Source organism: Pelomicrobium sp. G1, assembly GCF_051905455.1.
In the GTDB taxonomy this organism is placed as follows: domain Bacteria; phylum Pseudomonadota; class Gammaproteobacteria; order Burkholderiales; family UBA6910; genus Pelomicrobium.
The window spans coordinates 1-13511 of the sequence record NZ_JBQACR010000001.1 but is presented as its reverse complement, the minus strand read 5'-3'; the positions used below and the strand labels follow the sequence as shown (position 1 = coordinate 13511).

Below are 13511 nucleotides of genomic sequence, written 5' to 3'. Positions count from 1 at the left end.
AAGGCCTAAAACTCGAATACCTGGTTGTTTTCCAACCTCTTTACGCAAAAGCCCTCCACCGCCGCCTCGATTTCCTCCAAGATCGAATCCGACTCGCCCGGCTTGAGGTGAGTGATGTAGATTTCCGGTTTCACCTCGAGCTCGATCTTTTTCAGCTCTTCGCGCAGCAGGCTCGGGCACAGGTGTTTGGAGGCGATCGCCAGGTCTCTTTCTCCGTCGCCGAAGGCGGTCTCGATGATGAGATAGCGCAGGTTGCGGGTCCGGTTGACCCATTCCCACAGCGCGTCGTTGGTCGTGGTATCGCCGGAAAAAATCAGGCTCGCCGATCGGCTCTCCAGCCGAAACCCGACCGCCGGCACCACGTGGTGGGCCGGCAGCGGGGTGATCTTTCTGCCGTTCAGGTCGACGGTTTCCCCCACCTCGAGGTGGCCGTAACGCATGTACGGGATATCGGGGTCGGGAATGCAGGAGAAATCGGGCCAGATCTTCCAGTTGAACAAATGCTCTTTGAGGATCTCCAGCGTCGCGGGCGTCGCGTGCACGGTCACAGGATCGCTTCTCATCCAGCCGACGGTGTCCACCAGGAAGGGGATGTAGGCCACGTGATCCAGATGGGAGTGGGTGACGAACACATGGTCGATTTTTTTGAGCTCCTCGAGACTCAGGTCTCCGACCCCCGTTCCCGCGTCGATCAGGATGTTCTCGTCGAGCAGCATGGAAGTCGTCCGGAGCCTTCCTCCGATTCCGCCGCTGCAGCCCAGAATCCTCAGCCTCATTCCACCCGACTTATCCTGGTGACGATGAAGGTTGCGGCGCCCGCAATTCCCGGCGCTCGTCCATTCAGGACTTGTAGAAAAACTCCAGCTTAACGCCGGCGAGCTCGATGATGTCGTGATCGTGAAGCTGCCGAGGATGGGTCCCGATGGCCTTGCCGTTGACCACCGGGTGCTGGTCCCCTTCCACATGGGTCAGGAAGTAGCCGTGGGGCCGCTTGGCGATTACCGCCACCTGGAGCCCAGGCTTGCCCAAGGTGGTGAGCGTCTTGGAGATCACCAGTTCACGGCCCGCGCTCGGCCCGCTCAATACCTGAATCGCGGCCGGCGGCAGCGCCGTCACCGCCCCGGCGGAAGGGGACTGGAACGACGACGGCATGGACATGGACGCCGACCGGGTCGCGAGCTCGACCTCCGCCGACTGGGTGCCGGCGGGCGGGCGTTTGAGCACCATGGTCTTCTCGAAGTCTCCTTGCAGCCGCTGGGTCGCCTGGTCATTCAGGTACTTGAGCTTGTACTTGCCGATTTCGATCACATCCCCGTTCTGCAGAAAGTGTTTCTGGATCTGCTTGCCGTTGACCATCGTCCCGTTGGTGCTGTTTAAGTCCTCCAGGAATGAGTCGTTCAAAATGGTCACGATCACCGCGTGGTTTCCACTGACGGCGAGATTGTCGATGTGGATGTCGTTGGTCGATTTGCGGCCGATGGTGATGCGCTCCTTGTTCAGCGGGAACTCCTTGAGCACTAACCCATCCATGCTGAGTATCAGTTTCGCCGTCATAGGAAAGTCCTTCCGACTTTATTTCTTGAGCTTCGAAAGCAGGTGCGAGAGCCCGCGCCGCCGCACCGGGAACTCGTGCTTGGCCCGCACGAGAATGACCGAAACGTTGTCCCGCCCGCCGTTGTCGTTCGCCATCTGCACCAACTGGCGCGCCGCTAGCGGCAGGTTGGAGCGCAGGCTCGCCAAGGTGAGCCGGATCTCCTCGTCATCCACCATGTCGTTCAGCCCGTCCGAGCACAGCAGGTAGATGTCCTCGGGGCGCACGTCGTGGACGTGGATTTCCGCATCCACCTCGGGATCGATTCCCAGCGCCCGGGTAACCAAGTTTTTGTGCATCGACTGCCGCGCCTCCTCCCGGCTGATCATGCCGCTGTCGATCTGCTCCTGGAGCAAGGAATGATCCCGGGTCATCTGCGTCAACTGGTCACCCCTGAACCGGTAGCTGCGCGAGTCCCCGATGTGGCCGATGGCCACCCGGTTGTCGAAAAAAAGCGCTGCCACCAGGGTCGTTCCCATCCCGGCGTATTGGGGCAGGCTTTGCGCCGCCTGATAGACCGACGCGTTCGCCCGCCGGATTTCCTCTCTCAGTATGGCTTCCGCCATCAGCTTGCCGCTCAGGAGATCGACATCCGCCGGATCTTGCCGGGCCAACGCCTCCTTGAGCTCGGCCGTCATCAGGGACACGACGATTCCGCTCGCCACCTCTCCGGCGTTGTAGCCCCCCATCCCATCCGCCAGAATCGCGACCCCTTCCTCAGGTAGGATCCCGACGCTGTCCTCGTTATGAGCACGGACCATGCCAGGATCGGTTACGCTTACCATTTCCAGCGCATCCCCCGGCTTCATGGGGCCGCCCCGTCCATTAGACACAAAAGCAAAGAAACCTCTTAAAGTTGTTCGCCTAGTTGCTTATAAAATATACGATTTCGAGAAAAAAATAAATGATTGCCGGAAGCACGGCGGAAAAAAAAGAGGCCAGCGTCTCCGCTGGCCTTCGTCGCACGGTGAAAGGGCCGTTTCTCAGGTCCCGAGCATGGTGCCCACCGTAATACCTACAGCCTGCACGAATTCAGCGGCGGAGACCTTCTTGCCCTCCTCTGGCTTCACCCGCATCACCTCGATCTGGCCGCCCTGGGCGCTCACCTTGAAGCCGGTATCGGTGATCTGGGTGACCTCGCCAATCTTGCCGCTCACATCGCCGAAACGGCGATAGATCAACTTGCGGGCGTCGAAAATCTGCAGCTTCTTCCCGTTCAAGGTGGTCCAGGCGCCCGGCGCTGGGTTGCAGCCACGAATCAGGTTGTAGATGAAGTCCACGTGGTTATGCCAGTTGATGCGCGCCTCGCCCTCCCGGCACCAGCCCTCGTAGCTCGCCCGGGACTCGTCCTGCACTACCTCCTTGTGCTTGCCCGCGACCACTAGGTCCGCCGCCTCCAGCATAGCCTGCACGCCCAACGGGAAGAGCTTGTTGAAGTACACGTCCCCCAAGGTCTCGTCGGGGCCGATGTCCACTTCCTTCTGGAGGACGATCGGTCCTTCATCCAGCCCGTCGGTCGGACGGAAGATGGTGAGGCCGGTGCGGGTGTCGCCGCGAATGATGGGCCAGTTGATGGAGCTGGGACCGCGGTACTTTGGCAGCAGGGACGGGTGATACTGGATGGTGCCGTGCTTCGGGATGTTCACGAACTCCTGGGGCGCGAACAGCAGCACGTAAGCCATGATGCCCAGGTCTACCTTGAGCTGGCGCAAGGCGTCCTGGGCTTCCGCTTTCCTGTAGGACGGGAACTGGAACAGAGGCAGCCCCTTCTCCTGGGCCGCCACTTTCAGCGGATCGGGCCTGGCGCCCTCCTTCTCCGGGGCCACGAACACGCCCGCGACGGCGTCGCCGCGGGAGAGAAAGGCCTCCATCACCGCCTTGCCAAAATCTTGCTGGCCAATAATGGCAACTCTCATTTCGACCCCCTTCAGCAAGATTTCAGAGAAGGCTCACGTTTGCCGAAGGCCAACGTGAGCCGGAACTAAAATCTTGCTGACCAATAATGGCAACTCTCATTTCGACGCTCCTTTCAGCAGGGTTCTAGTCCGTGCGCGGCTCGTGGTATTCCGGCACCTTGGCGGGCTGTTTGGAAAAAGCCCCCGCCTCGCGCAGCGAGTCGATATGGTCCTGGGTGTAGCCGAGCACTTCCGCCAGGATCTCGTCGGTATGCTCTCCCAGCAGCGGGGAGCGCTTGATTTCCGCGGGCGAATCCGAGAGCTTGATCGGCATGCCCACGTTGTACCACTTGCCCCGCTGCGGGTGATCCAGCTCGACCACCATTTCCCGGAGCTTCACGTGCTCGTCGTTCATGAGGTCCTCGGTGCTCATGATAGGACCGCACGGCACGTCGAGCTCGTTCAAGATCTTCATCAACTCCCACTTGGTGTACTTGGAGGCGAACTCGTTCAGGATGCGCCACATCTCCACCTGGTTCTTGCGACGCTCCCCGATGGTGGCAAAGCGGGGATCCTTGGCCAGGGCCTCGCCGCCCACGCGATTGGCCAGCGCCTCCCACACCGCCTCCTGCACCACGACGTACAAATAGTCGTTGGGGCCGCCTGGCTTGCATTTGATGGCGTTCCCGAGCTGGCCGCCGCCCGAGTCGTTGCCCGCCCGGGGCGTGGCCTTCAGCCCCTGGGTCGGTACGGAGTACTCGGGCAGAGGGCCGCGCTGCAGACGCTGATGGTCGCGGAACTTGACCCGGCACAGGTTCATGACCCCGTCCATCATCGCCACTTCCACGTACTGGCCGCGGCCGGTGCGGTTGCGATGGTGCAGTGCCGCCAGGATGCCGATAGCGAGATGGAGCCCCGTACCCGAGTCGCCGATCTGGGCGCCGGTCACCAGGGGCGGCCCGTCGGGGAAACCGGTGGTGCTCATGGAGCCTCCCATGGCCTGGGCCACGTTCTCGTAGGCCTTGAAATCGGCGTAGGGGCCGGAGCTGCCGAATCCCTTGATGGAGGCCATGACGATGCGCGGGTTGATCTGCCGCACCTTCTCCCAGGAGAAACCCAGCCGGTCCAGCACCCCGGGGCCGAAGTTTTCCATGAGCACGTCGCACCTCTTGATCAGGTCGGTCAGCACCTCCTTGCCCATGGGGTTCTTGAGGTTCACCGTGATCGACCGCTTGTTGCAGTTGAGCATGGTGAAATACAGGCTGTCCGCGTTCGGGACGTCGCGCAACTGCCCGCGGGTCACGTCCCCCGTGGGGGGCTCCAGCTTGATCACGTCAGCTCCGAGCCAAGCAAGCAATTGCGAGGCGGTCGGCCCCGCCTGAACGTGGGTCATGTCCAGGATTCGAAATCCCGAGAGTGCCTTGTCCATGAAAATTTCACCTCCTCATGACTTGGGAACCGGATGCCGGCCTTTTCCTACGCCTCCGGTAAATGGTTGACAAACCATTTACAGCTCTCCCCTCTCCCTCTCCCTGGGGGAGAGGGCCGAGCGCCGTGAAGCATTTTTTTAGGACGCTCGGTAGGCCCACCTTTGCCGCCGCAGGACCGGCGGTCGCACGGGTCGGATTATATGCCGAGAATAAGGGAGCCTGCGGCAGGCCGCGGCGCGCGGGCGCCGCGGCCCTACCGTGACGCCTTACTTGTACATGGTCTGATTCATGGTGCCGCTCGAGTACACCTCCCGGTCGATCACCACGTCCACCAGGGCCGGCACGCCCGCATCCCGGGCCTTCTCCAGCGCCGGCCGGATCTGGTTGGGCTCGGTCACCCGGATGCCGAAGCCGCCCATCGCCTCGGCGAACTTATCGAAGCGGACGTCGGCGGTCACGTTGCCCACGTCGCCCCGTTCCTTGCCGTACTTCATCGCCTGGCCATAGCGGATCTGGTTCCACGAGGCGTTGTTGCCGATCACCCCGACGAAGGGCAGCTTGTTGCGCACCATGGTCTCGAAATCGAAGCCGGTCAGGCCGAAAGAGCCGTCACCGAAGAGCACCACCACGTCGCGCTCGGGCTGCAGGAGCTTCGACGCGAGGGCGAAACCGGTGCCCACGCCGAGGGTCCCCAGGGGACCCGGATCCATCCAGCCGCCAGGCTTGTGAGGCTTCACCACCGAACCCGAGAAGGTCACGATATCGCCCCCGTCGCCGATGAACACGGTGTCCTCCAGCAGGAATTCGTTGATCTCGTGAACCAGGCGCAGCGGGTGAATCGGCACGCGGCTGTCGTCCTTGACGATCTTGTCGTTCTTGCTTTTGGTCTTTTCCTCTTCTTCGCGCAGCATCTTGATGAAGGGATCGTGCTTGCGCGCCACGTCGCCCTTGGATGCTTCGCACATGGCGTTGAGGATCGCCCGGATGTTGCCGACCAGGCCGATGTCGAAGTCCCGGTTGTACCCGACGTTCTTGTAGTCCATGTCGAGGATGATGACCTTCGCCTTGGGGTTGAGCCGCCGGCCGTAGCCCATGCGAAAATCCAAAGGCGTGCCCACGAGGAAGATCACGTCCGCGTTGTCGAAGGCGACGCGCCGGGAGGGCATGAAGTTGTATGGGTGGTTGCGGGGCAGAGTGCCGCGCGCCGCGCCGTTCACGTACACCGGGATGTTGAAGTGGCGGGCGAAGCGGTCCACCGCTTCGTGAGCCCGGCAGGTGCGGGTCTGGGTGCCGAACAGGACCACCGGGCGCTCCGCGGTGGCGATGGCCTCGGCCGCCTTGGCCAGCTCGTTGGGATCGCCGATGAATTCGCCCCGCACCCGGTAGTTCTTGGGGATGCGCACCTTGGACGCGTCTACCTTGGCGTCCAGCACGTCGTGCGGGATTTCCAGGTAGCCCGGGCCCGGCGCGCCGTTGTACATCTCGCGCACCGCCTGGCTCATCATCTCCGCGCAACGCTCGGTGGTCATCACCGTGGAAGCGAACTTGGTGATCGGCGTCATCATGGGGACGTGGGCGAGGTCCTGCAGCGCGCCCATCTTGTACTGCTTGAGCGGCCCGCCGCCGCCGATCAGCAGCATGGGCGACTCCGCCCGGAAAGCGTTGGCCACGCCCGTCACCGCGTCGGTGGTGCCCGGGCCGGCGGTCACCACCGCGCACCCGAGATTGCCGGTGATCCTGGCGTAGGCGTCGGCCGCGTGGGCGGCCACCTGCTCGTGGCGCACGTCCACGATGCGGATGCCCTCGTCCAGGCAGCCGTTGTAGATGTCGATGATGTGCCCGCCGGAAATGGTGAAGATGTGGTTGATGCCCTCTTGCTTGAGGAACTTGGCCACGATCTGGCCGCCGCTGATGAGCTTAACGTCCTGCCCGCTGGCGACTTGTGTTTCAACGGTTCCCATAACTTCCTCCTGACTGTTCGTTGGGAATTGCGAACCCTGCGCTCGATGAAATACAATTAAAATTTATACAGAAATTTAAGCAGTTGTCGGGCATTCGGCATTGACCGCGGTCAATAATCCAGCTTCTCCGCCCCCTTCTACCGGCTGACGTTCGTCGAACCCGCCGTCCCCCGATGGTCGCTCTGGTCGCCCACCCCGAATACAAGATTTTGCGCCTGCAGCTCCGGCAGAACCTGGTCCTCAAGAACATGTCGCCGGTAGCGTGGGCGGAACTTGAACCTTTGCTGGAGATCGCCGACTACCCGAAGGGGAAGTCCCTGGAAAACCAGGGCGACCTTTCCATGGAGCAGTACTTCATCATCGAAGGCATTCTCAAGCGGGTGGTGACCAACAAGGAAGGGAAGGAGATGATCCTGCGCTTCGCAGCGGAAAGCGACATCGATACGAGCTACGCCGCCTGGCGCCTGAAGACCCCTATCCCGTACTCGATCCGCGCCGTCACCCGGGTGCGCGCCGCCAAGCTTTCCATGGAGCAGTGGGTTCGCTTCATGGATCGTCACCCGAGCGTTAAGGCCGACTTCGAATTCGAGGTGATGAAGCTGATGAGCGAGGTGATGGCCCATACCATCACGCTCCACCTACTGGACGCCCCTGGCCGGGTGCATCGCTTCATGCGTAAGCACCCCGAGCTGACGGAGCGGCTTCCCAAGAAAGAGCTAGCGTCCTACCTCAATCTGTCGCCGGAAACCCTAAGCCGGCTCAAGCACAAGGGCAAGATCGTGATCTAAAACCCCGGGTCCCGGGCTCAATCGTATTTCTCGGACGTGAAAATACGCGCCCGGCTCATGACCTTGAGCTGGTTTTCGACCGCCGTCACGCCCGGCACGGCGCGCGCCGTCTTCTCCGCCGCGCCGCGCTCGCTGTCGTGCAACACGATGCCGAGCAGCTTCACACGGCCGTTGTCGGCCTCGATGGTGATGTTGATGTCGTCGGTGTCGGGATCACTCTTGAGCGCCGCCCGCACCCGCGCCTCCAGCGCTAGGTTCTGCAGCTTGGTCCGCGATTCCGGAGTTTCCTGAAACTCCGGGCGCTGCAAGAGCAGCTTGATCTCCTCCACGCAAGTCTCCACCGATAGCCGTTCGGTGTTGAGCACCAGGTCGTAGATCAAGGGATCGCCCCAAGTGACGCCGAAGCGCTGCTGCATGTTGGCGATGTGGGCAGCGTCGCTGCGCCGCAGCTCCTGGCGCACCAGTTCCTCGTCGTCGGTCTCGAGCCGCTCCATCATCCACTTCACCCGCACTTCCATGGGAGCACACACCCGGACACAGGGGATGTGGGGCACCTGCCTGAGCAGGTAGGTGGCGCCCCATCCGCGGATGACCACGTTTCCCTTCAGGGCGAGCTCGAATACCTCCTCGGCGGTGTATATGGCCAGGCTTTTCTTGTCGGTGGCCATGCCCTCGATGAGGCCGGCCTTGCCTTCCATGATGCGGCGGATAAGACTCTTTCTAGCCCGCATCTTCTCGGCCACGTGGTCCACCACCTCGTGCCGGACCAGCGCCAGGCCTAGTTGCTGTGCCAGCAAGGCGGCCACATCCTTGCCCTTGGAGCCCATCTCCTGGTTCATCGCGATGACTGGCATCGTTTCAACCCTCCAACCCGCGTTCAGGACCCGGTCGCCCGAGAACGGCTAGCTTCCTCTATGGTAACGGCTGCCCCGCCCACTGTCATCCCGGCTCATTCCACCGGCCGCTGTTCCTGGAGGGTGTCGATCCGGCCGGAGCGGATTCTCTTGAGCCCTTTGGAGATGAGCGGCCAGAAGAGCATGACGAGGGCCAGGGTGGTAATGCTGCCCACCAGCCAGTTCGACCAAAGCACCGTCAGATCCCCCTGAGCTACCAGCATGGACTGCCGGAAGGAGTCCTCGGCGCGATCCCCCAAGACGATGGCCAGGACCAGGGGCGCCAGCGGGTACTCCAGCTTCTTGAACACGTACCCGATGAAGCCAAAAGCGATCATGTACCAGATGTCCACCTGGGCATTAGCCACGGTGTAGGCGCCCACCGCGCAGATGACGATGATCACCGGGGCGATCACCGCGAACGGAATGCGCAGGATCGCGGCAAAGAGGGGCACGCAGGTGAGCACCACAATGAGGCCCGCGATGTTGCCCAGGTACATGGCGGCGATCAGACCCCAGACGAAATCCGCCTTTTCCACGAACAGAAGCGGGCCCGGCTGCAGTCCCCAGATGAGGAGCCCTCCCAGCAGCACCGCCGCCGTGGGCGACCCCGGGATGCCGAGGGAAATCATAGGCAGCAGGGCGCTGGTACCCGCTGCATGGGCTGCCGTTTCCGGGGCGACGATGCCCTCGATCTGGCCGGTGCCGAACTTATCCCCGTCCTTGGACATGCGCTTGGCGACCCCGTAGCTCATGAAGGAGGCCGGCGTCGCCCCGCCCGGGGTAATGCCCAGCCAGCAGCCGATTAGGGAGCCGCGGATCGCCGTGATCCAGTACCTGGGCAGCTTGGCCCAGGTCTCCAGCACCACCTTCAAATTGATCTTGCCCTGGGCGGCAGCCCGGAACTCCAGGCCTTCCTCCATGGTGAGCAGGATCTCGCCGATGCCGAACAACCCGATGACCGCCACCAGGAAGTCGAAGCCCTTCAATAGCTCCGTGATGCCGAAGGTGAGGCGCAACTGGCCGGTCACCGTGTCGATTCCCACCGCGGCCAGGGCAAAGCCCAACATCATAGAGGCGATGATCTTGAACGGCGAGCCCTTGCCCATGGCGACGAAGCTGCAGAAAGTGAGCAGGTACACGGAGAAGAATTCGGGCGGACCGAATTCCAGGGCGAAATCCGCCACCAGGGGCGCCAGGAAGGTAATGATGATCACCGCCACGAAGGCGCCGAAGAACGAGGAGGTGAAGGCGGCCGTCAGCGCTTCCCCGGCGCGGCCCTGCTGGGCCAGGGGGTAACCATCGAAGGTGGTCGCCACCGACCACGGCTCGCCGGGGATGTTGAACAAAATCGACGTGATGGCACCACCGAACAAAGCCCCCCAGTAGATGCAGGAAAGCATGATGATGGCGGAAGTGGGATCCATGGAGAAGGTGAGCGGCAGCAGGATAGCGATACCGTTCGCCCCGCCCAGGCCTGGCAGCACGCCGATGATGACGCCCAGCACCACGCCCAGGAGCATAAGCATGAAGTTCTCCGGGCTGAGCACCACCGCGAACCCATGAAACAGTGCAGCGATCTCTTCCACTTCAGTCCCCCCTTGACCCGCGCTTTTGCGCCGCCGTCGTTTTCGTTCAATAGCCGAGCCAGGCCTCCAACGGGCCCTTCGGCAGCGGAATGAGGAATTGCACCTCGAACATCCAGAACATCACCGCTGACACTCCTACGCTCACCAGCAGCGTCGGCAGGATCCGGTACTTGCCGAGCAGGAGCATGAAGCCGCCGATGAAGAGGGTGGAAGACACATAGATGCCGAGGGTGCTGACGCCGACGGCGTAGACGATCGACGGAACCAGCACCTGGAGCACCCGCTTGAACTGGCTCCAGTCCACGAACACCGACCGGTCGCGATTCTTGGAAAAAGTGGATTGATAAAAAGTCACCGCGCTGCAGACGAAAATCAGCAACCCGATGTAGAAAGGAAAGTATCCCGCCTGCGGGCCCACCTCGGGAGACCAGGCGCTCCCCACGCGGTGGGCGTCGTACATGACGAGCGCCCCGATGAACATGAGAATCGCCGCGGTCACGGCGTCCACCACGCAGACCGAGCAACTCTTTTCCGCCTTCGCTTGCGTCCCTTCACCGTGTTCCATGGTCCGTGCTCCAGAATTCAGGCATGAAACTCACCCGCGGCCGCCCCGCGGCGGCCGATTTCCCGCATCGTCGCCTAGCGTTTTGTGGGAATAGTGGCAGGGAGGAGCGGAGGGAGACCTGCCGTTCCGGCTCCGCTCCACGCCCGCCGATTCAAGAGAGGAGGGGCATGCTGCAACCCCGAGCTTGCGCCTTACTTCGCCAGGAAGCCGGCCTTCTGCATCAGGTCCTTATGCCGGGCTTCCGCCTGTTCCACCCACTTGCGGTACTCTTCCCCAGTCATGAAGCTCTGGTTGAAGGCGCCTTTTTCCATGAACTCCTTCCAGTCGGGCGTCTCCCGCACCTTCTTAAACAGCTCGACGTAGTAGTTCACCTGCTCCTGGGTGACCCCGGCCGGCATGAAGATGCCGCGCAGCATCAAGTAGTCGATGTCCAGCCCCTGCTCCTTGCAGGTGGGGATGTCGGCCCAGGCCATGTCGGTGGTCACTTTGTCCTTGTAGGGCATGCGCTGGGTGTCGAACACGCACAGGGGCCGCAGCTTGCCGCTGCGCCAGTGACCCACGGCCTCGATCGGGTTGTTGACGGTGGAGTCCACGTGCTTGCCCACGAGCTGTACGGCCACGTCGCCGCCGCCCTTGAAGGGCACGTAGGTGAACTTCACGCCGGTCGCCTGCTCGATGCCCACCGTGATGATCTGGTCTTCCTGCTTGGAGCCGGTACCCCCCATCTTGCACTTGCCCGGGCCCTCTTTCTTGCAGTGCTCGATGTATTCCTTGGGGGATTTGAACGGTGTCTCGGCGTTCACCCACAGCACGAACTCGTCCAGCGCCAGCATGGCCACGGGGGTGAGGTCCTTCCAGTTGAACGGCACTCCGGTCGCCAGGGGCGTGGTAAACAGGTTGGACAGGGTGATGATGATCTTGTGGGGGTTGCCCTTGTCGCCCTTCACGTCCAGGAACCCCTCGGCGCCCGCGCCGCCCGCCTTGTTGATGACCACCATGGGCTGCTTCATCAATTTGTGCTTGGCCACCACCCCCTGGATGAAGCGCGCCATCTGGTCCGCCCCGCCGCCGGTGCCGGCGGGGATGATGAATTCCACCGGCTTGGTGGGCTCCCAAGCCGCCGTCGCCGCGAGCGGGGACGCCGCCAGGAAACCGAAGAGACCCCCGATCGCTCCGATCTTCGCGGCCCGCCCTACCCTTGACATTGTTGGTTTCATGCGTTTCCTCCTCGTCAAATCACTGGAAAGGATCGAACCCGACCCCGTACGCCTCGGCAGACGGCATCGGGAGCGGTTTTTTTCTATGCCTGCTTTAGGCATAGCTTGCGTAGAGTAGAGGACCACCCTGCCGGTTGCAACCGGTGGCTGACCCCCTTCTTGACCGCAGTCAAGGACTTTCTCTTGCTGCGGCGCAACGAACCCGATCCTCATTTCACCAGCAACACCGGTACGTCCGCCAGGTGGATGACCTTGGTGGCGACCGAGCCCAGCAAGAGGCTGCCGATGGCTCCCAGGCCCCGGGTGCCCATCAGGATCTGGTCGCATCCCCGTTCCCGGGCGAAGCGGGCGATCATCTCGGCCGGGTCTCCCACGAGGATGTGATGTTTGTAGGGCACCTGGGCCCCGTCGAGCTTCGCCCGCGCCGGCTCCAGGGCTTTGAGTCCCTCTTCCTGGTAATAGTCGTTGAGCTGATCCTGGCTGATGAACATGGTCACGTTGCCGGACACGATGGGCGGCTGCACGTTGATCAGATGAATCTCCACGGGCTCCCGGTACCAGCCTGCCTTCTTGATCACGAAATCCACCGCCCGGAGCGAATTCTCCGAGCCATCCACTGGCACCAGTAATTTCGCCATGTCCGCTCTCCCGCTCACCTCGTCTCCGGGGGATCGGCGGGCCGGCTGGCGAGGTCCACGACGGGCTCCGCCGCCGTTTTCATCGCCAGGAGCTTGCCCACCGCGATCACGAGGGCCGCCCCCGCCACCGCGACCATCCACTGGTATCCCGCCATGTTTTGTTCGACCCAATCCTTGATCGCCACGTCCGAAACGGCCATGTCACCCGCGATCCAGCCCAGGAGCGCGCCCCCACCCAGGATGACGATAGGAAAGCGGTCCATGAGTTTCAACACCAGTTGGCTGCCGAAAACGATGATGGGGATGCTCACCACCAGGCCGAAAATTACCAAGGCCATGCTGTCCTTGGAAGCTGCCGCGATGGCGACCACGTTGTCCAGGCTCATGACCGCGTCGGCCACGATGATGGTCTTGATGGCGCCCATCAAACTGGTGCTGGCATCGATCTCATGGCCGCCCTCCTCCCGGTCGGGAAGCACCAGCTTGATGCCGATCCATAGCAGCAGCGCGGCGCCCACCAGCTTGAGGAACGGGATCTTGAGGAGGGTGAGGGCGAAGAAAATCAGAATGACGCGCAAGGCGATGGCGCCGAAAACCCCCCAGAAAATGCCGAGCTTGCGCTGGCGGGGAGGAAGCTTGCGGCACGCCAGGGCGATTACCACGGCGTTATCACCGCCCAGCAGGATATCGATGGCGATGATCTGCAGGACGGCGATCCAGAACTCCGGGCTTCCGAACTCCATTAATCCTCCTCCATACCCGATGGCCGGCCCCGCAGCGTTTTCAGCGTCTTGTCGTTGCAGCGAAGCGCACGAAGGCGATTAGAACAATCCCACCACCTTGCCGTTTTCGTCCAGGTCGATCTTCTCGGCCGAGGGCACCTTGGGCAGCCCCGGCATGGTCATGATGTCGCCGCAGATCATGACCACGAACTCCGCCCCCGC

Annotated in this window: 14 protein-coding genes; 1 reads left to right on the top strand and 13 read right to left on the bottom strand. The window is 62.3% G+C overall.

Annotation, left to right across the window (positions count from 1 at the left end):
* Positions 1 to 5: 5 nt before the first annotated feature.
* From ACTFO6_RS00070 to ACTFO6_RS00045, 6 genes are all read right to left on the bottom strand, one after another.
* Positions 6 to 776 (bottom strand): 3',5'-cyclic-nucleotide phosphodiesterase, encoded by a 771-nt coding sequence (locus ACTFO6_RS00070; protein ID WP_439932420.1) that lies wholly within the window; start codon positions 774 to 776, stop codon positions 6 to 8.
* Between the two features lie 64 nt (positions 777 to 840).
* Positions 841 to 1554, bottom strand: coding sequence for an FHA domain-containing protein (locus ACTFO6_RS00065; protein ID WP_439932419.1), 714 nt, complete (start codon positions 1552 to 1554; stop codon positions 841 to 843).
* Positions 1555 to 1572: 18 nt separating this feature from the next.
* On the bottom strand, positions 1573 to 2376 hold the full coding sequence (locus ACTFO6_RS00060; RefSeq protein WP_439932771.1) for a Stp1/IreP family PP2C-type Ser/Thr phosphatase: 804 nt from the start codon (positions 2374 to 2376) through the stop codon (positions 1573 to 1575).
* A 198-nt stretch (positions 2377 to 2574) separates the two neighbouring features.
* Complete coding sequence (locus ACTFO6_RS00055; RefSeq protein ID WP_439932418.1) at positions 2575 to 3507, bottom strand: methionyl-tRNA formyltransferase; 933 nt, start codon at positions 3505 to 3507, stop codon at positions 2575 to 2577.
* A gap of 124 nt (positions 3508 to 3631) precedes the next feature.
* Positions 3632 to 4915 (bottom strand): formyl-CoA transferase, encoded by a 1284-nt coding sequence (gene frc, locus ACTFO6_RS00050; RefSeq protein ID WP_439932417.1) that lies wholly within the window; start codon positions 4913 to 4915, stop codon positions 3632 to 3634.
* Positions 4916 to 5182: 267 nt separating this feature from the next.
* A complete protein-coding gene (locus ACTFO6_RS00045) occupies positions 5183 to 6877 on the bottom strand; it encodes a thiamine pyrophosphate-binding protein (RefSeq protein ID WP_439932416.1) in 1695 nt (564 codons plus the stop codon).
* Between the two features lie 173 nt (positions 6878 to 7050).
* Between ACTFO6_RS00045 and ACTFO6_RS00040 the strand changes: the two genes are divergently transcribed.
* Positions 7051 to 7665, top strand: coding sequence for a Crp/Fnr family transcriptional regulator (locus ACTFO6_RS00040; protein WP_439932415.1), 615 nt, complete (start codon positions 7051 to 7053; stop codon positions 7663 to 7665).
* Between the two features lie 17 nt (positions 7666 to 7682).
* On the opposite strand, the gene ACTFO6_RS00035 is transcribed toward ACTFO6_RS00040, so the two are convergent.
* The 7 genes from ACTFO6_RS00035 to ACTFO6_RS00005 form a co-directional block, all read right to left on the bottom strand.
* Entirely contained in the window at positions 7683 to 8519 is an 837-nt protein-coding gene (locus ACTFO6_RS00035; RefSeq protein WP_439932414.1) for a cytidylate kinase family protein, read from the bottom strand.
* 95 nt (positions 8520 to 8614) lie between these two features.
* Positions 8615 to 10147 carry a tripartite tricarboxylate transporter permease gene (locus ACTFO6_RS00030; RefSeq protein WP_439932413.1) on the bottom strand — a complete coding sequence of 511 codons (1533 nt, stop codon included), beginning with the start codon at positions 10145 to 10147 and terminating at the stop codon, positions 8615 to 8617.
* A gap of 46 nt (positions 10148 to 10193) precedes the next feature.
* Complete coding sequence (locus tag ACTFO6_RS00025) at positions 10194 to 10712, bottom strand: tripartite tricarboxylate transporter TctB family protein (protein ID WP_439932412.1); 519 nt, start codon at positions 10710 to 10712, stop codon at positions 10194 to 10196.
* A 191-nt stretch (positions 10713 to 10903) separates the two neighbouring features.
* Positions 10904 to 11929, bottom strand: coding sequence for a Bug family tripartite tricarboxylate transporter substrate binding protein (locus ACTFO6_RS00020; RefSeq protein WP_439932411.1), 1026 nt, complete (start codon positions 11927 to 11929; stop codon positions 10904 to 10906).
* 209 nt (positions 11930 to 12138) lie between these two features.
* Positions 12139 to 12567 (bottom strand): universal stress protein, encoded by a 429-nt coding sequence (locus ACTFO6_RS00015; RefSeq protein WP_439932410.1) that lies wholly within the window; start codon positions 12565 to 12567, stop codon positions 12139 to 12141.
* A 14-nt stretch (positions 12568 to 12581) separates the two neighbouring features.
* Complete coding sequence (locus tag ACTFO6_RS00010; protein WP_439932409.1) at positions 12582 to 13310, bottom strand: TerC family protein; 729 nt, start codon at positions 13308 to 13310, stop codon at positions 12582 to 12584.
* Positions 13311 to 13388: 78 nt separating this feature from the next.
* A partial coding sequence (locus tag ACTFO6_RS00005; protein ID WP_439932770.1) for a formate--tetrahydrofolate ligase occupies positions 13389 to 13511 on the bottom strand: 123 nt, incomplete at its 5' end.

Excerpts from the sequence above, each read along its gene's own strand:
- ACTFO6_RS00070 (WP_439932420.1), bottom strand. The coding sequence starts at position 776 with ATGAGGCTGAGGATTCTGGGCTGCAGCGGCGGAATCGGAGGAAGGCTC.
- ACTFO6_RS00065 (WP_439932419.1), bottom strand. The coding sequence starts at position 1,554 with ATGACGGCGAAACTGATACTCAGCATGGATGGGTTAGTGCTCAAGGAG.
- ACTFO6_RS00060 (WP_439932771.1), bottom strand. The coding sequence starts at position 2,376 with ATGGTAAGCGTAACCGATCCTGGCATGGTCCGTGCTCATAACGAGGAC.
- ACTFO6_RS00055 (WP_439932418.1), bottom strand. The coding sequence starts at position 3,507 with ATGAGAGTTGCCATTATTGGCCAGCAAGATTTTGGCAAGGCGGTGATG.
- frc (WP_439932417.1), bottom strand. The coding sequence starts at position 4,915 with ATGGACAAGGCACTCTCGGGATTTCGAATCCTGGACATGACCCACGTT.
- ACTFO6_RS00045 (WP_439932416.1), bottom strand. The coding sequence starts at position 6,877 with ATGGGAACCGTTGAAACACAAGTCGCCAGCGGGCAGGACGTTAAGCTC.
- ACTFO6_RS00040 (WP_439932415.1), top strand. The coding sequence starts at position 7,051 with ATGGTCGCTCTGGTCGCCCACCCCGAATACAAGATTTTGCGCCTGCAG.
- ACTFO6_RS00035 (WP_439932414.1), bottom strand. The coding sequence starts at position 8,519 with ATGCCAGTCATCGCGATGAACCAGGAGATGGGCTCCAAGGGCAAGGAT.
- ACTFO6_RS00025 (WP_439932412.1), bottom strand. The coding sequence starts at position 10,712 with ATGGAACACGGTGAAGGGACGCAAGCGAAGGCGGAAAAGAGTTGCTCG.
- ACTFO6_RS00020 (WP_439932411.1), bottom strand. The coding sequence starts at position 11,929 with ATGAAACCAACAATGTCAAGGGTAGGGCGGGCCGCGAAGATCGGAGCG.
- ACTFO6_RS00015 (WP_439932410.1), bottom strand. The coding sequence starts at position 12,567 with ATGGCGAAATTACTGGTGCCAGTGGATGGCTCGGAGAATTCGCTCCGG.
- ACTFO6_RS00010 (WP_439932409.1), bottom strand. The coding sequence starts at position 13,310 with ATGGAGTTCGGAAGCCCGGAGTTCTGGATCGCCGTCCTGCAGATCATC.